Below are 18,749 nucleotides of genomic sequence, written 5' to 3'. Positions count from 1 at the left end.
TAGAACCCAGGAGGTAAGTTGCAATGAAACCAATCGTTAGAGAGCATATACAGCAGCTGGATGTATCGTTAGGCGGGGGTATCGTCAGTGAAAAGATCAGAGTAGATACGATTGATAATCCAATCCTTATTATTGGGCTAGGTGGAACAGGTATCGATGCGCTGCTCCGTTTGAAATATCAAATAAATCGCAGATTTAAACTGCCGGAGGACCCAATTTCCAAAAGAAAGCGTGACAAGCCCGATAATGTAGAGTTTCTCGCTTTTGAGACGAATGAACAGGATCGCAACAAAAAATATAAAGGGGTCGGTCTCGATCCCATTAATGAATTTGTACTGCTATCAAATGCCGAAGTAGGGGGATTGTTGCAAAATCGCAGCATTTTGGAACCATATATAACGGATTGGCTTTCTCCTGAGTTAAGTATTACGGATGGTATGAACGGTGCGGCGGGGGTCCGTCAAGCAGGAAGATTACTTTTATTCACTAAGATTAACCAAGTTGTGCAAAGCATTGATAAAAAGGTGAAGACGTTATCTGTTGGTACAAATAAAAAGCTGATGGTGTTTCTTCTAACGGGATTATCAGGTGGAACCGGCAGCGGCTGTTTCCTCGATATTTCTTATATTGTAAGAGGCATTATTGAACGTGATCACGGTGCTGCAGGAATCGATCGAGTCAATACATTAGGCTATTTGTTCACACCGGACATCAACCTTGCGAACAACAGTTTAAGTGATCATACAAGAGAATATATTAAGAAAAATGGATATGCAGCGTTAAAAGAATTGGATTATTGGATGAACGTAGATGCAAGAGGAGAACGGTTCAAGCAGCAATATGGCAACATTTTGTCTGTAAATTCACCCCTGCCGCCGTTTAATCTATGTCATCTTATTTCTGCTACGAATACAGAAGGCAAGCTATTGGACAATGCTTACGATTATTGCATGAACGTAACAGCGGAGAACATTACTAACTTTATATCGAGTGAAGAGAAACAATCCGGTGAAGAGTTTGCGATACATGACTATATTAGCAACATTAGAACGAATATCGCCCAAATGAACAAGATGTACCCTGCTAACTATGACTACAACATCATTGGTGCTTCGTCAGCAGTATTGCCGATTGAAGAGATGACAACATATTTGGCATATCGCTTGTTTCAAAAGATGGAAGGAATGTTCCACAAAGCACCGTCACAGGAAGATGTGGAGAAGTTTGTCCACAAACTTGGGATTGACCTCGAGTCTATGATGAAGACGTTTGATGCTCGCGTTCCTGAGCCGCTGCCTGGCTTCGAGAATAGTGAACGTATGAGCTACAATAATGTCATTAAGATGCAAGCAGTCAACATGGATACTGAGCTTGAGCTGAATTTTTTGACTAGAGCACGTGAGGAATATATTAAAGCGAAGAAACAATTTCCAGGTGAAAGCGTTGAGAAGTTTAAGGATCAAATACGTCGGATTTTTCTTCATCCAGAGCAAGGTCCTTTTTATGTATCACGACTTTTGTACACGGAAAAAGGCTTTTGTTTGTTAAAGATGTTGCTTTCATATATTGAATCGCTTAAAGAAGGTTTGCAAAGACTTCCACGTGAAATTGAAGCGGCCAGAGATCAAGCAGATGAGAGAATGGGCGATGCGAAGAGCGCTTTTGTATCCAAGGATAAGAAAAAGAACAATTATATCGAAGCAAAAATTAATGAATATTGGCTCCGTGCAGATGTTGAGCGGATGGAGCGCATGATCGAATTTTATGAAGATTTATATGAGCTTCTTAATGCGGAGAATAACCGTATTTATAACGTATACACTGAAATTTTGAATGTACTTAATACGATCTTTGCGAAAAACGGTGAAATACTAACGAGTGGTGAAGAGCAAGGAGACCATAAAGGCAACAAAACGTATTATTGGAATATCGTTAGTGTGCCTGATATATCTAATGTGATCAGCCGAGTGATGGACAATAAAGACGGTGAGGATCTCATTCGTGACTTTACCCGGGAATTGCTTGATCATTCCAATCTATGGGTCAAGGAGCAAGAAATCGATATTGTCGGCTCAATCTCAGAATTTTTGACGGATAAGTTCGGAGATTTGATTACGAAATCGATGGAAGATTTCCTTGTTATGAAATATGGCAATGATGAATCAATTGAAAAATTTGTTGAGCGTAATATTGCGAGCAAGCTGGATGAGGAAGCGATTCCTGTGTTCCATCTTAGCAATAGTGCAGGTAATTTACATGTTCCTTCATGGGGCTTCGTATCGGTTCCTGTACAGGCGCCTAGCATACTGCGGGGGATTCGTAACTATCAGAATAGCTCGATTGGCAAGTCCCACTTTACGATAAAAGAAAGTGAAGTTCGCAATCGAATTTTCTGGCTCAATACGAAAAACGGTGTGCCACTTTTTGTTTATACTCCATTGAAAGTTTATGAAGAGAGCTATGAACGTACGATTTTGGACAAAGAAGGCATCGGACGCCATCTTGTTCAGAGCGACAAGGATAATTGGACCTTCTTGCCGTCGCCAATCCCTGAGAAGTCATGGGGAGAAACATATGTGAATGCCCGGGTGCAGAGCTATAACGCAAGAATTCGAGTGGAGTTTGCGAGTGCGGTGAACTATGGAATTATTGCCGAGAAGGGTATCGACAATCCGCTTAGCAATCGATACAACATTCGGTTTACTAAACCTTTCCAACTGTCGGATGTGCTAAAGTCATTCACTATGCAATTGGAAAGCGCAAAGCCGAACTTGGGTGAAGTGAAGTGTGCGGTTATAGAACTGAAGAGATTGTTGGCAGGCGGCTTAGAGGTTGAGTCGACAAAGGATATTTTCGGTAGTTATTCAGAAGAGCTGGCACAAGAAAATTTGATCCGATCACCTCAACAATTGAGGAAAGTTCGTGAGGAGCTTGCGAAGATGGATGCAATCGCAGCTTCCATTAAGGAGCTAGAAGGATTGTTAGTTCTTCATGAAAGTGAAGAGAAGTGGTTGGAGCAATTTATTGAGGCTTTGTATACAGATACAATTTGTAAGCGCGGAGCGCTATATGTCTATGATCGAGATGCCGAAGAGGAAGCATGGTCGCCGTTTGCCAACCTGATGAAGGGTGGCAACTATATTGAATATGATGTGTTCGAAAGCTTCCGTGCATTAGATGAAAAAAGCCGCAACACATTGCTGCGTAAAGCTGGCCGCCGGGTGACGGAACTTACAGCTAATGAAGATACTTCGGTACTTGTTACTAAGCTAGATGATCTATTCGGCATATACCTTGATGCCCGTGAGCGTCTGGAATATGAGAGGGCTGAGCTGGCAAACGGTGAGGAACTGTATCAGTTTTACAAAGGGATGTCTGCCAAGCTTCATGATATTCGCAGAAAGTTGAAGTAAGGATGAGAGATATGGTAGAACAATTTGCTGCCGATTATTCGGCAGCTGAACAAAGATTAAAAGGGTCGGAAGATGACCAGAGCAGTATTCATTATCCAACTGTCTTTTTATTTGTTGGTGATGAGGCTGGGCAAGCAATTGAACCTATGATGAAGTCCAATGCGCTAAGATGGGCGAATAACAGGGGTGTTGTTTATTGTCACGTATCAACTGGCGCATCTGTAAGTGAATCAGCAAATTCGGACGAAGCTTCTGCAAATCTATTTACAATACCTTTGACGGGTCTTCCATCAGAGCTTGTCGATAAACGGACAAAGCGTGAACGATTAAGCAGTACTTTTTTTTCGAGTAGAGATCATTTGATACTGCTTAATCGAACCTTCCGCCAGATTAACGATACAATCGGTGATTATGGACGGATGTATGCATCATTTGATCGCCTTCATCTAGCAGTAATTACACGTGTTGATGATCCAATAAATATTTTGATGCCTGACATTACGCTGTTAGCACAATCAATATTTGGCACATTGTTCAAGTCGGTTCAGATGGATTTATTCGCTCTAATTCAAGAGAGAGAACAAGGCGATTCATTTGGTTATGCAGCAGCATTAGGCGTTAGTTTCTTACGAGAGTTGGAGCGGGTGCAGCGGCCTGATTTCACGTACAGCGCACCTCTTCAGCTGACTGGTGACGGATTAACGATACAAGTAAATCATGGACCATCCGCGCTGTTTGATCTCGTTTATTTGTTATCAGATCGCAATGAAAGAGGAATGACTGCCCTTAATGGTATGGAGCAGAATTATGAAATCATCTGCCGAGTCATGTTATTGAAAAATCGAAGTCGCAAAGATGCCAGCAATCAATTCAGCGGAGAAAGCTATAACAACACTTCTTTTAAAAATAGTTTGAAGGCTGAATCCGGTAAAATGGGATATGTATCGGCTGGTTTAGCAAGAGTACAGCGTCCCGCATATGCCATTGCATTAACAGTGTTATACCACCTCTTTGACCAAGTCATCGTAAGGTTGCAGGCTGTACAAGAACTTGACCAGAAGGAGAAGCTTCGTTTCTTCGGAGTAGATCATGTAACACTTGCTGCAAGAAGCAACAGCTTAATTCCTGGAGCAGATCGGCTTGAAGATTTGAAGGGGCTTATCACGAGTGGAGTTAGCTATGAACAACTACGAGGTATGACGTTGTTAGAAGCAGAGCACGCCTTATATGGAAATGGTTGCGATACCTTCTTCAACAAACATTTTGTAGAAGCTACTGAACGGCTGATTGAAAGATTAAAAGTTGCCGAGGACATCAAGGCTACACTTGCTCGGAACATGAAAGAAAATACGAATATTTCCTTGTTTCATTTGTTCAAGTGGACAGACGATAGTGATGGGAAAGGTGAAGTAATAGGAGCTGTCCGCGAAAAAATTCGAGATCTTACCCGAGCTATTGAACATGCCCAAGAAGAGCTTGAGGTAACAAGTGCTACGCGAGTTGAGAACTTGAAGTTTCAACGGATTCCTTTTATGGACAAAAGAAATGTACGCTCCTTCATCAATGCTTTCTTAGAGGGAGTCTACGGACTGCGATATGAAGTGCTGCGACTGAAAGCGGAACTTACTCTTTATCGACGTATTGCTGCTGAGCTTGAACATTTGAATCAATGGTACCGTGTTCGTATTGAACGTCTGCATGATCTAAGAGCTCAATTAAAAACAGCAGCGAAGCAAAGCATTTCCTTAGGAGATGACTATATCGGGCAAAATGTGTTTGATTATTACGAACGTGTAACGTCAGATGTTGTTCTAGAACTTGAGGAGAAACGCGGGTCATCTGTATTGTTTGAGGAACGTTACATAGGGAATGTAGCGGAACTGTTGGAGCAGGAACAATCCCTGTTCATTGAGAGATTGATTGTCGTTTGCCGAAGAGACATTTTTACAACTGAACGTTTCGCTTTATCGTTTGAGGAAGAATTGCTGGAGCGAGCAAATGTGTCTGTGTCCTATAATAATCGGAAAGCATTGCCTAAGGAGGAGCTGTTTCAGCAGCTTTACCGCATGCTAGAGGACAATGCGACGATTAATATTCGACTGTTCGATTATATGCACAAAAATCGTTATGAAGAAAAGTATTTGTTCGGAGATCGAAGCAGTGAATTTATTCGTTATGCGTTCGGAATGGATGAAGCGTCACGCATTCATAAGCTCGGATGTTTGAATGAAAAGCGCAGCAGTGAGGTAGAGAAGCTTCATTTGATGGGCGGTTTTCATATGGAAGATCTTATTTATTTCCGAAATGCAAAAGTGTTCTATGTAGCTTACTTGCATGATGGCCATAAATTTCATTCGATTGACGAATCTGAGCTTTCCATTCTTCGATAAACGAATCAAATTAGGTATTAGATCAATAGTTAAGGAGAGAGGGTGCTGTCAACATGCAACGGAAAATAAATATGCTGCTTCTGCTGTTTAGTTTATTAGGTGCAGCAATTGGGTTTGCAATTGGCGAGGTTGTCATGCTTACGCTGCCAGAGGATTGGCCAAGCTACGTTGTCGTTGGACTTTATTTCGGCATACTTGCTTTAAGTATTGGTCTATCCTGTCTAATTGCGGAACTCGTTTCACCGAAGTTAAATGGACACTCATGGCGACAACGATATGTCGATATATCTTGGAAGCTGCTAGTTCCAGCTACACTTGTTCTAATGTTTGTAATAGGTGCTGTACTCCAGCTTATTTATAGTCTTGATTTCGGTGATACGAAGAAGGTAAGAGATATCGTACTTGTTATCGATAATTCTGGCAGCATGCTTGAAACAGATCCTAACAATGATCGTTTTGAAGCTGCCAAGGGGCTAATAGCCGAAATGGATAAAGAAAAGCGGGTAGCAATTGTTACTTTTGCCGATACAGCGGAATTGTTAATGCCATTTGCGAATGTAGGTACAGAAGAACAGAAATCGAGTGTCTATGGAGTAATTGATACGATTCAAGTATCTGATGGTGGAACGAACTATAGTGCAGCTCTGGACCAAGCTTTAGCTGTTATAAAAGAGAAGGAATTTGCAGAACGTGGGACGATGGTTATTTTATTGTCGGACGGATTCAGTGAATCTAATATTACGGAGCAAATTAGTGAGTTTCAAAGCCAAAACATTGCAATTCATACGATCGGGCTCAAAATGGGCTATGACCAAGGTGTTATTTTGCTTCAAGAGATAGCAGAATCTACTAGCGGGAAATATTATGATGTCTCTAAGTCGGAAGGACTTGCGGACGCATTCCAAAATATTTATATGACAATCGATAATCGGATGCTTCATGCAATTAACGCTAATGCACCAGATGAGCATTCCATATATAAATTTTTGCGTGTCTTGTCTTTTGTTATTATCGGATTAACTTTAGGAATAGCATTAGGGCTAATGTTCGATAACCGTTTCTTAGCACTTAGCTTTGGCTCTGGCGGGATTGTCGGAGGTTTGATCTCTGGTCTTATTTTGAATGCGGGATTGTCGGGTGTACCGTTTACAGATGGGATGTACCGATTGATCGCTGCACTTGTACTTGCCGCAGTAATTTCCCTGTTTACCTTAGTTGTTCCAGTAGGTGAGCGCAAAAACACTCGACGGGATAAAGGTGGAGCGATAGAGAGCCCTGTTGCAAGTGGTAGAGGTGGACGTGGCAAAGAGGGACGCAGTCATGGCTTTTAGTGAATTGTTTTTACAATAAAGAGGGGATGGAGAACATGCAGTTTATAATCGCAGAAGAAGATTCACCCCTTATTACAGGACTTTCGCGTTCACTTGAAGAGGATCGTTGCACATTGCGCTTTACGTGGCCGCGAGGAGTCGACGCAGTTTATATAAACAAGCTCGCTTTGAACGGTTCAGAAGAAGAGATTGAACATAACGATGACTTTAATCTATACACAAAAGCAGAATATAAAGCGAATAACGGATACGTTACTCGACTTGATCGCGCCCGCCTGTATCGATTTACTGTGTATGCTCTTGTTGAGTCCCAAGATGGTTCATATTTGCTTAAACAGCCAAAGGGAGATAATACGATCGAAATAAGTGCTGGAAGAGCTAAAGTCTATTATTCCATCTCGGAAAAGGGCGGATTATTCCGTACACAGAAGAGTATTCAGATCGAAGTAAATACGGAAGTAGCTCTTGGGAATGATGTATTGTGCTATGTGAAAAAAAGTGGAAGTTATCCAGCAAACCGAGAAGATGGCATCTTATATCCTTTTGTAGCCTCATTCTCAGCGGGAAGAAACATACTGCCTACTTTTGAGGTTGGGAAATCGGACTATGTTCGTTTGTTTTTAGCTGATGGTCGAACACATGGACAGTTGTATGAATTAATTTCGAGATAAACCGTGCAAGCAGGGCAGGTTAGTTGCACTGACCTTGGATGCTGCTTACAAAGTAGGTTTGCTTCGCAAACCAAAGATAATGCTTACGAAGTAGGTTTGCTTCGCAAACCTTGGAGAAGGAGTGATGGGATATGGGTCTTATGGATCTATTTAGGAAAAAGCCGGAGAGTAAGCCAAAGCCATTATTTTATGATATTGTTTGTCCATATTGCTTCAGTAAATTTGCACCAGATGAAGTTGTATTCCGTGCTTCACATTCTCGTGAAGACGATGAAGACTTTGCATTAGGCGAAGATGAAGAGCTGAACAAATACAGAGAGCGCTTCGGGCTTGATTCCTTACACGATATTGAAGCTGTAATTAGCCCGCAAGATGTACCGACAGAGGAACATATTTATTCTGGTCATGTTCTCACTGGGCTTCGTGATCGATATGGGGAGCTTACTCGCAGAAGGTTATGTCCGAAATGTCATAATGAAATTCCTATAACAGCAGGAAAAGTGCCAAGCAACATTATTTCTATTATTGGTGCTTCACAGGTCGGTAAATCTGTGTACATGACTGCACTCATTCATACGCTCCAACATACAACGGCAGATCACTTTAACGCTGCATGTATGCCATTAAATGCTGAGATTAGCCGGAAGTTCCGTACGAACTATGAAGAACCTTTGTTTGAGCGCGGTGATTTGCTTGCTTCTACCCAGAAGGAGAAGATGCAAGAACCGTTTATATTCCAATTTGTATTTAAGGACGAAGAGACGCCGCCTTTGACACTCGTATTTTTTGATGTAGCGGGTGAAGGTATGGTAGAGCAAGATTATCTTGGTCTGCACGGTCAACATATTAAAAATTCAGCTGGTATTTTGTTTATGGTAGATCCGCTGCAAATTCGTTCCATTCGTGACAAAATTAGAATTAAGCATGGTGATACACGTGGAGAATGGGTGTCGCAGTATGATGAGCCACGCGATGTGGTATTGACGATGTTTGGCGACTTTATTGCTCACCAAGACAAAGGGAAAACAGATATTCCAACGGCTGTTGTACTGACAAAAAGTGATATGCTGCATTCGCTCAAAGATGAAGATGGTGAATACATTAAGAGCAACAGCAACATTTTTAACAATATGGTTCATCGTAATTATTTTAACCTTACTGAATTTGAAAATATTGACGGTGAAATTCGACGCTTTATCGAAAAGGTAGACCGCCCCTTTAAGGGGACGATGGATGTTTATTTTACAGACACAGCCTATTACGCCGTATCTGCATTAGGTAGTAATCCTGTGGATCAGAAGCTGCAGACAGTCGTGAGCCCTATTCGAGTGGATGAGCCTTTTATTTGGCTGCTGTACAAGCTGAACTATATTGAGGGGAGAAGAGAATAGTGACAGACTATACGCCCCGCACTGCTATTCAGCAACAGATGTACACTCGTGAGAGGCGCGGCATATTCCGCTCTACTGAAGGGTATGACACGATTGCGAAATCAAGTGGGTTAGACTCTTCGTTTGTGAAGAAGGTGCTTCATCCTCTATGTGTTTATGATGCGCCTGCTGAGCTGACAGCTCGCGGTGAAAGGGATAATAATGCTTATCCTGAGGCGTTGCATCTTATTCAACTGGATAACGGAGAAATTGTACTGGGTCGAAGTGTTTATCAGGAGGCTGATTTCACAGGACTGCGCAGCACATTTTTTACTCATCACTATATTATTCCTGCGAATTACGATGATAAGGCTGATCTAGATTATATGAGTTTGCTGTCAGCGGCATTTGTAGAGAGCTATTCGATAGAGTTAGGAACTGAAATAGAACAGCTTCCTCGTCTTCCTCAAGCTTCAAGTAGTAAAGGTGAAGTATCGTCTAGTGAACTGCTAACGAAGTTAGGAATAGGTGAAAGGGAGTTTAAAGCATTATTACATGCGGTAATGGCATCCCTTGGCGGCAAGAAAAAAGTATATATTTCATTACCAGTTCCTATTGGTGAACTTTCGAATAGCGCAAAGGAACTGCTCGCTGTCTTATACAGCTGCTTACCGCATGCTCATCGTAAGCTATTAGGATTTATGACTTATTCAAAAGAACCGATTAGTCGGAAAGGGATACATGTTACTTTTGTGGAGTCGAGCAGCCTGCGCTCTGTTGAGCGTGAAATAGAGAAGGAGTTTATTTTTGACTTAGCAAATGATCGTATTTTGAATGTTGATTTGGATGGACTGGATTTTCCTTACCTCAATTATATGTGGGCAAATTTAAATAACAAAGTTGAGATAGAGAAATGTTGTAAAATGGCAGTTTTAATGCTTGAAGATATGGGCGCTGAACAAGCTCAATCTCCAGCTAGCTATCATGAATTATGTGTCTTGTATCGTTGCATAGAAGGCGACGAATTAGGAACTGCTAACAATCAAATAGCAATACTTAGTAGTGCACTCCACTATTTGAGCACACCAGGTGCACTTGATACTAAGGTACAGTTGAATGATTTGTTCCTGTCTTTCTTTGATCTTGAATATGATAAGCTATTGAATAGTGCTATCCCATCGCAGGATTCTGTCCTTATATTAAGAGACTATTATGGAATCGCAGGCAAATTGATTGAAAACAAGCTTGTTGCATTTCTTATATATGCGATCTCCAATGCCATTAAAGGTGGGGATGAAAATTCTGCCTCCTCTTTCTTTGAAATAATTGAAGGTCATACGACGTTAGGCAAAGCCTTTTTTAGTAAAATTGTGAATGAAGGTAGATTTGCAGATCGTTTATTCTTCCCTTATTTAACAGGAAAGCTAAAGGCAACCTCTTTTAAAGGAATGGTTTCATCGATTGTGGAATGGGGTAAAGCGTTTCCCAAGCTATATGAGTATGAGATGTTTTATACGATTGCACGTGACAATATAGTTTTGAAGTTAGCAAAAGAACGTTACTCACTTGGAGCATCCAACCAACTATTGGAGCAATTGAAGGCGCTTGACACAAGCTCAAAGCAAAGTAATGAACGAGGGGATAACCAGGTTATAGACTTGGTGAAAGAGCTTGAGATCGCCGTCTATTCGTCCATGTTAACGGGACTTGAGCCGGAGAAGTTAACTAGGGATGCGCTACGGCAAGCAACGTTTATGAGTGATAACGAGCGATTAAAGCGTTGGAATAAAGAACTTAAAGATTCTAATCAGAGTGCAGTAGCCCGTATGCTTGGCGCTTTATATAATTGGTTTTCACAAAAGGCGCCTAATGAGGAATTGTTTGATGAATTAACATCACAGGAAGTTAATCGTGTGCAGGGCGTTGGTCGTCACATTTTATCTGCAGGACTGAATGCAGACGACTTTCCACAGCTTGTGCTGGCCTTTCTTCGTGCTCCAGAACTTGAAGTGATAGATTATAATAGTTTAATAGACTTTATCCATGGGAAAAGCTTTGAAAAGGAGACGGTTTATCGTTTCTTCATATGGACAGAGTCACATACCCATTTCATGAGGTCGAGAGGGTTTGTTCCTGCATATAAATTAGCAATTATTAAATATTTCGTAGAGCATGATCCTACAGCGCTGAAAAAAAGAAGCAATTGGAAGGAATACTTTGATCAGAGTGGAGATCGACTTAAAGCTATTTTCAAAGAAGCACAACTAGAACTTTCTTCGCCGCTTGTACGGATGTTTCGCAAAAATCGTTCAAAAACGTTAATTTTATTTACTTTCGCTCTAGGAACGATCATGATTATTTCTGGTATTGTGATGTCGTTCTCGGGTAATGGTAATACAAATAAAGAGATTGTGAATGTTCCAGTAACGACAACCTCACCTACGCCTTCTTCCGAAACTAACATTGCTGACGGGTCAAATACAATTGTATTTGTAGAGCAATTGCAACCTGCAGTGGGAGAAAAAGCGCATGCTTCTCTTGTGTTTCAGTTTAAAAGTGAATTGATCTGCAAAAATTTTAAACCAGAAGAGTTGTCGATTCAGTTTCCAAATTCGGAAGCAGAAAAAGTTATATTTAGAGAGTTAACCGTTTTAGGAGTTTGTAAAGCTGAAGGAACAAATGCGTCGATCGATACGCAATCAACAGATAAACCAATTAATTCGGAAGTTACAACTTCACAAGTCCCATCTACTAGTACAACAGATGAAGTACCCAGTGATAATCAAAACGAGCAATACAAAAGTCGTGTTGCTATAAAGCTAGGAAAAGAAATGGATATTCCTATAGGGAGCCTTGTCTGGGTAGGGGATGCGACAGAACCTTTTAAAGTACAAAGTAGACCTTAATTAACAATACTGAATATTGAAGTAGTTAGAGTGTCGAGAAAGCTTAGTTGCTTCTCGGCACTCTTTTTATAATTACAAAGTAGTACTATATGTTTATAGTTGTATCATTCACATAGATACATTCCGCATGCAAGGTAAATAGTTATTTACTTGAACAATATTATTTTCATAGATGCCGAGATAGTTAAATGCCTTCGCAACAATCTCCTCATCCACTCCGTATAAGTGGAGCGGTGACATTCCACTTTCCTTTGAAATATAGTTCAACTGCTGCACCATGTACTCACTGTTACAGAGTACGACAGCTTTGTTACAATATTTTAATAACTTTTGCTGAAAGACCACACCACGTTCCATAACTTCAGGTGAATATGCAGCAGGTTGACCATCTGCACTTAACATATATCTATAATCAGCCATTATATTTAAATTCCGCTTTCCGTAACGAAGGCAAATGCCAAGTATCGTTGAGGCTAAGTAATCGAAGTCCTTATAACTAGAAAATAAACCTGTGACTTGAAAAGCGAGTACATTTTTTTCGTAATCGAGATAATACATAAATCTATCGACAAATGGAATTCTGGAATCTTGCTGCTGATAGGCTGGAGTAATACAAAATCGTTCATTTGAAAATAAATAAGGGATTGTAATCTTTAGTGCTTTAGCAATCTTTGCAATATTTACAATACTAATATTCCTTTGTCCACTTTCAATGGAGCTTATATAGCTTCGATCCAATTCTGCGAGGTGTGCTAATAACTCTTGGGACATACCTACCCGATTACGTAGCTCCTTTATTCGGTGGCCGAAATCAATACGGATATCTATCAACGCAGCTACTCCTTCACACGTTAAATTTTTTTATTAGATTGTTTCTTTATGCAGATCTAATAAATTGGTGGCATCAAGTGTGTGATCTCATTTGGAAAGTTGAGTTTAATATTGCGAATCCTGATGTTTTGTATATCTAAGAGGAACAGTCATTTTAATAGGGATCTTATGAGGTATTACCGATAGAAAGCTCAATAAATCTAAACCAATATTGACATAAAGCGAGGTGAAAATGCAACTATTTTTTCCGATAAATAACTTTTGAAACACTAACTAGGACTTTGGGGATATGACTTTGTAAATCAGATTAGCTATTTTGGTTCATTTTGTCGAATGATAAAGTTTAATAGCGAGGGAAAATTTTTATTGATGATAAAGTTTTGTTTTGGATAGGTATTACTACACAATCTATTACAGATGTCCAAAGAAAATAAAGTATTAGACTAGCAGAAGCTTCATTAAGTTAACTGGCAGGATAATGTAGTATTCCATCATGCAACCGGCGAAATATTCGCTTGCATGTTCAGTTCTTGGGTAAATTAGCTTAAATTCTATAAATAAGATTATATATGGTATAATATGAAAATATATTTTAAAAATACTAAAGCGTTATGAAATGGTGGGCTAAACGAATGGAACGTACAATTCAATTAATGGAAACCCATTTAAATATCGATCTTGGAAATCCGCCCTTTTTAAAATTAGATAACGGATTGCAAATACCATACTCTTCGATTAAGGGGATAACAACAGGTAGACCCATACCAAATGCTTTCAAGCTTTATGGTTTTTCTTTTGGAGGAACAAGAAATGGATTATTTAGATTCAATGGAGATTATCATCTCTACTTTTTTAATAATGAGGTTGACACCCTTCATTTTGACATGAATAATTTTCTTGTTGGTAAATTTAAAATATCAAAGTTAATCATTGATGTTAAAAACCCTGAAGAAATAAGTAAAACTATCTCCGAAAGATTGACGTGATAGCTCAATACCGAAAGGTCTACCGCACTGGCTTTTCTCAACTAACGGGCAGTTTGATCTCCACCCTTTCCTGATATGAGGTTTCATTATGGATGTGCCGGTTCTTCAAAATCAATCACAAATATGGTTTTCGCTTTATTTACTGATTTATCTACATCAGCAACTTTGTCGTTTAGTTCACTTTGTATCCTAATCATATCGCGACTAGTATTGTGAGGATGCATGGTGGTTATTTCTTCAAGCCAAATCGCCGCGATTTCACCTTGGTAGGGAAAACAATCACTTGAAAAAACGTTGTAGTTGAGTTTCCCCGATTCACGTTCAATGTAGCTTAACTCAGCGGTCTTGCTATCAAGTGAGTAAACCTTATATGTCCCAAGCGAAGTTAGCCCTCCAAAGATGAACTGAAATGAGCTTGGTACACTTAGTAGAGTGTTTTTATTTTCATCAAGCCATGGATTTATATTTTTTTCTTTTATGATGCCAAGGCGCGTAAAGATGGTGTCTTCAAATTTAGTAACTTGCATGAATGATAGTGTCGTTTCCACGGCTCCTACGATCGCATAAAACGAATTTTTAGAGACCTGAATGATTTTCTGTGCGTCTTCAGCAACAGGATCACCATAGTTTCCATCTGGCAGGATACTAGTAGCGCGCCGGTCAGCCATAACAGTAAGGTACCTGTCCGTAATTACAGTAGATATAAAAGTCATTTTAAATCTACTTTGCAATTGATTTTGGTACTTTTGCTATAGCTATTGTATCTCATAATATTGGAGTTTACATATCTAATTTAGGTGTAGGAAAGCGATTGCCCGTATCGCTTTTTTTTTTAATATCGTGCGGTTAATTTGTAAACCCTGATGGATTTTTGGATAACGACTGATGGGGGCGCTCTCTTGCCGCTGACAACACAATACTATAGCCTTTCGTTAAACTAACGGGAGATGCTAGATCAAAAAGGCCAGATTAAAACCTTCCATAAGAAGCAAACTAGATTTAATAGCTTCTAAATGGGAGGTTTTGTTATGAATCTAAGTGAGTTGTGGCGGTCATATGAGGCTGACAAACGTATTCAAGGATTTAGTCCGAAGACATTAAAAGCGTATATCCTTCAGCATAGAATGCTGATGTCGGAACTTGGTGACCATGATATAGCTGATATAACGTTAACAATGTTAAAAGAGTACTTGGCGAAACAGGCAGATCGGTTAAAGCCGAGCAGCCTGGGACATCGTATTCGGTTTGTTCGTTCTCTTTTCCGTTACGCTTATGAAGAAGCTTACCTGACTTCAAATCCTTCACTAAAATTAAGAGAACCTAAATTGGATAAGCGCATTCCTAAGTTTTTAATTGAAGAAGATGTCATTCACTTGAAGAACTCTTGTCAGTCATTGAGGGAAAGATCTCTGCTCGAGTTTCTTTACTGTACTGGCTGTCGTGTTGGGGAGGTAGAGAAGATCAACATTGAGGATCTGAATTGGGAACATTGCTCTGCGATAGTTATTGGCAAGGGTTCAAAACAGAGAGAAGTTTACTTCACAACTGAGTGCAAGATATGGCTAAAGAAGTATCTCGCCAGTCGTGAAGATACCTGTAAAGCATTGTTCGTGACGGAAACCCAACCCATTAAGCGTATGGCCATTCCTACGATTAGATGGGCTTTAAAACGGCTTGCAGATCGAGGAGAAATCGATGCGAATGTATATCCGCACCGATTTAGACATACTTTTGCTTGCCAGCTACTAGATAACGGTGCACCTCTGGATTTCATCCAAGGTATGTTAGGTCATGAAAAAGCGTCAACCACGCAAATCTATGCTCAGCTCCGCGGCGAACGCCGGAGAGAACTTTACCGCAGATTCTTTTAGCTTGTGTATTAGCAGCGGATTGCGTTAATGATCCGCTATTAAACTAAAGGGCAGGTTAGTGGAATACAACAACAGGTACTAAATAAAGTTGGTACTCGTCTTATACATAAGTTTTATTTACAATTGATTTGTAAGATGTTGGGCGAGCTTTTTTCGAGATGGGGGGGCAGAACTATGTCATTTTTAACTATCATAGCAGTCTTAATCTTAGGAATAGTAATGTTTTCGATTGGATTTGCAACTAAAAAGAAGTGGATTAAACTACTATCAATTATTCCACTAGCCATTTCATTGTGGCAAATTGCAATTCTATTTTCAATAGGTTATGGGTGAAAAACTACAATGAATATATTTTAGCGTTAAACTAACGGGTAACGTTAGTTAAACGACAACAGCGGCAGTCTAAGACTTTATTTATCAAGTCTTAGACTGCCGCTGCATTTATTAATGGATCAGTCTAAACCTTATTTTTCGAAAACTGACGATTTTCAAACCCAAAACTGCCTTAAATCAATGACTCCAGTCTAATACTTTATTTTCTTCGTACAACAGACAAAATTCATATGTATTACGTGTAGGTTTGTTCATAATCAACACTATGATGAAGTACTTTGTTGCTCTATACATAGCAAATATTACCTATTTAACTATTTATCTCAACTGACAAATATTTTTAAATGTTACTCATAGTCAACAGACTAAATCAAGAGCAAGGGATATTCTAGTAATAAGAAATCATAATATAGATTTCCTAATACGATAAGAGGAGGTGTTAATATGTCTCAGCCAAATTGTGGTTCTTATAGTTATTGTACTGGCACTCAATGTTATAGCTCAGGATCACCTGCATGGGTTCAAACGACTGTTACTTTTCATGGCTATCAATGCCAGCATGCAAGTGAATCTCATTCTTGTAGTTGCTAAACAATTAATTCATAAATTATGTTTATACTGATGGATGGTGAACAAAATGACTATAAATGTGAAGTTGTGCACCAATTTAGTGTTTGTTCTTGCTAAATAAAATTAACAGAGCAGCATTATTGTTTCTGTTTTTATTTGATGCAACAAAGCTATAGTAAGTAGTGGCTTCTCAAGAGGAGGTGATAATATGCCATGTGATTCAGGTTCTTACTGCACATCTATTCCCTGCTACGATTCAGGAAATCCTCGCTATTATAAAGTTGTTTATGATATGGCGGGTCCATTTTGCTCAGAAAAATGGGAGGCCTATGTTTGTAGTTGCTAAATTTCCAATATAGTGGGAGTAATTTTATTTGTATTTTATGCAGTAACCGTATAATCAGTTAGCCCCTTCTGTAAGGAGTTGAAATCAATGTGTGAAGAAGTTGCTAGTTATTGCACTGGTGGATCCAAATGTAGTCCAGACGGGCAACCAGCAAAGTATGGTAAAGTGAGTATTATACGTTGTCTTAATGGACACACTTATTCAACTACTACTTGTGATTGCTAATTTAAAGAAGCAAATGGAACTTACACATTAAGTTTTATCATGGTTGTCGAGCCAGTCTCGACAACCATTTTTCTCACACAAGTGAAAATCTTCCTAGCCACCGAAATTATTTCATTAATCCACGTTTCCGAAGTGTTTCTGCATCGGGGAAGTGAACTAGCATCTTCTCTAGTGTTGAGCTCATTAATGACAACTCTTCATCGTTAAATACCTTTTCTAAATTCCCTCGTAGCTTTTCTTCAATCTCTTCGATTTGTAGACTTTTTTCTTGACCCAAGTCTGTTAACTGCAAGAGAACAAATCTAGCGTCAGCTGGATTCATAACTTTATCGATAAGACCATCTTTAACAAGCCGCTCGATCAAACGAGAAGGACTGTCCTTCTCACATACAAGCAGTGTTCCTAGATCTTTGAGCGAAAGGGGCTGCCATCGTTTTAACACTTGAATGACTTCAGATTGAGAAGGAGTCAGATCGATTGCTTTCATGTATTCGCTGATTTGGCGGCTACCGAGCCTTTGGGCAGCTATTAGTGAATGACGAAATCGATCAAATTCATAGTGGGATAGTGCCATAGTGTTTCCTCCGTTTATGTAATGATGTGTGGTTTAATAGTTGGATCGTGATTAGCTAAAATACAGCGACAATCATCTCGTAAAGAAAATTGTTGAACCCATTGGAGTGACCGAAGCGCTTCTTCGGCATTGCTTGTTATACCGGGAATAATGCTCTCTTTCCATGATCGTTCAGCATAAGCTACATCGCTTACAATCAGAACCCAACCTCCATCAGTCTTCACCATAACTGAAAAAAGACCTTTGCTGTGTCCGGGAGTAAATACTAAATATACGGTACCTTCTTGAAATAAATCTATTCCTTTATTATACGGACCAAACGGAATGGTTTCCATCTCGAAGGTTTGTATCGGAACATCTTGCCACATAGAGCGGTTATAGCCAACGTCTTTGTTGGCGGATTTCCATTCAATAGCACTAGTTAAAAATTTACTAGAGTCTATCAAATCCTTAATCCCACTTACATGATCAACATGCAGATGTGAGAGCAGTACAATATCTAAATCTTTTGGACGAAGTCCAATAGCGTATAATTGCTCCCGAACAGATTGACCTGGAAGTAGCTTAGCTTTAAATAGGGCATGTGAGAACCATCCTAAATGTTTTTTTGGAGAAGTTCGTATTTCCTCGCTCCATCCAGTGTCGATAAGTATATTCCCTTTTTGATGTTGAATGAGGTAAGTAGATACGGGCACCCAGTTTTTTTTGGATTTAGGTCGAAGAATACCGGTATAAGGAGCAGGGTGAAGCAATTTTTCCCGAAAAGCAAGAGCTTGATCAACGTACACTTGCCCGCAATGCCATACATGAATAGTAGTCAAGGGAACATCTCCTTTTTTAAATGACGCGTCATCTATTTATCTATGATAATAAATGACATGTCATTTATATGCAAGCAATTATGCCTTAATCATCCAATCTGCCATTTGAAA

Annotated in this window: 12 protein-coding genes; 8 read left to right on the top strand and 4 right to left on the bottom strand. The window is 39.7% G+C overall.

Annotated elements, in window-relative coordinates; genetic code table 11:
• The first annotated feature begins 23 nt into the window (after positions 1 to 23).
• The 6 genes from MFF31_RS22320 to MFF31_RS22295 all read left to right on the top strand — a co-directional run bounded on the left by MFF31_RS22320 (position 24) and on the right by MFF31_RS22295 (position 12,081).
• On the top strand, positions 24 to 3,413 hold the full coding sequence (locus tag MFF31_RS22320) for a tubulin-like doman-containing protein (protein ID WP_238191161.1): 3,390 nt from the start codon (positions 24 to 26) through the stop codon (positions 3,411 to 3,413).
• Between the two features lie 11 nt (positions 3,414 to 3,424).
• Entirely contained in the window at positions 3,425 to 5,803 is a 2,379-nt protein-coding gene (locus MFF31_RS22315) for a tubulin-like doman-containing protein (RefSeq protein ID WP_238191159.1), read from the top strand.
• 53 nt (positions 5,804 to 5,856) lie between these two features.
• Positions 5,857 to 7,134, top strand: coding sequence for a vWA domain-containing protein (locus tag MFF31_RS22310; RefSeq protein WP_238191157.1), 1,278 nt, complete (start codon positions 5,857 to 5,859; stop codon positions 7,132 to 7,134).
• A 35-nt stretch (positions 7,135 to 7,169) separates the two neighbouring features.
• A complete protein-coding gene (locus tag MFF31_RS22305) occupies positions 7,170 to 7,805 on the top strand; it encodes a beta-mannanase (protein WP_238191156.1) in 636 nt (211 codons plus the stop codon).
• Between the two features lie 131 nt (positions 7,806 to 7,936).
• Positions 7,937 to 9,196, top strand: coding sequence for a TRAFAC clade GTPase domain-containing protein (locus tag MFF31_RS22300; RefSeq protein ID WP_238191155.1), 1,260 nt, complete (start codon positions 7,937 to 7,939; stop codon positions 9,194 to 9,196).
• On the top strand, positions 9,196 to 12,081 hold the full coding sequence (locus MFF31_RS22295; RefSeq protein ID WP_238191154.1) for a GAP1-N2 domain-containing protein: 2,886 nt from the start codon (positions 9,196 to 9,198) through the stop codon (positions 12,079 to 12,081). Before MFF31_RS22300 ends, MFF31_RS22295 begins: the two co-directional genes overlap by 1 nt.
• A gap of 108 nt (positions 12,082 to 12,189) precedes the next feature.
• Here MFF31_RS22295 and MFF31_RS22290 read toward each other — a convergent pair whose 3' ends face one another.
• On the bottom strand, positions 12,190 to 12,912 hold the full coding sequence (locus tag MFF31_RS22290) for a helix-turn-helix domain-containing protein (protein WP_238191153.1): 723 nt from the start codon (positions 12,910 to 12,912) through the stop codon (positions 12,190 to 12,192).
• A gap of 632 nt (positions 12,913 to 13,544) precedes the next feature.
• On the opposite strand from MFF31_RS22290, the gene MFF31_RS22285 reads away from it, so the two are divergent.
• On the top strand, positions 13,545 to 13,898 hold the full coding sequence (locus MFF31_RS22285) for a hypothetical protein (protein ID WP_238191152.1): 354 nt from the start codon (positions 13,545 to 13,547) through the stop codon (positions 13,896 to 13,898).
• A gap of 86 nt (positions 13,899 to 13,984) precedes the next feature.
• Here MFF31_RS22285 and MFF31_RS22280 read toward each other — a convergent pair whose 3' ends face one another.
• Entirely contained in the window at positions 13,985 to 14,566 is a 582-nt protein-coding gene (locus tag MFF31_RS22280; RefSeq protein ID WP_238191151.1) for a hypothetical protein, read from the bottom strand.
• Between the two features lie 360 nt (positions 14,567 to 14,926).
• On the opposite strand from MFF31_RS22280, the gene MFF31_RS22275 reads away from it, so the two are divergent.
• The gene (locus tag MFF31_RS22275; protein WP_238191149.1) at positions 14,927 to 15,769 is read left to right on the top strand and encodes a tyrosine-type recombinase/integrase; all 843 of its coding nucleotides are present in this window, start codon (positions 14,927 to 14,929) and stop codon (positions 15,767 to 15,769) included.
• Positions 15,770 to 17,349: 1,580 nt separating this feature from the next.
• On the opposite strand, the gene MFF31_RS22270 is transcribed toward MFF31_RS22275, so the two are convergent.
• Both MFF31_RS22270 and MFF31_RS22265 read right to left on the bottom strand, forming a co-directional pair.
• On the bottom strand, positions 17,350 to 17,817 hold the full coding sequence (locus MFF31_RS22270; protein ID WP_238191147.1) for a MarR family winged helix-turn-helix transcriptional regulator: 468 nt from the start codon (positions 17,815 to 17,817) through the stop codon (positions 17,350 to 17,352).
• Between the two features lie 14 nt (positions 17,818 to 17,831).
• Entirely contained in the window at positions 17,832 to 18,638 is an 807-nt protein-coding gene (locus tag MFF31_RS22265) for an N-acyl homoserine lactonase family protein (RefSeq protein WP_238191145.1), read from the bottom strand.
• Positions 18,639 to 18,749: the final 111 nt, after the last annotated feature.

It is taken from the genome of Paenibacillus sp. L3-i20 (assembly GCF_022180385.2).
In the GTDB taxonomy this organism is placed as follows: domain Bacteria; phylum Bacillota; class Bacilli; order Paenibacillales; family Paenibacillaceae; genus Pristimantibacillus.
Note: the sequence above shows the minus strand (reverse complement) of the source record. Positions and strands in the feature narration are given on the sequence as shown.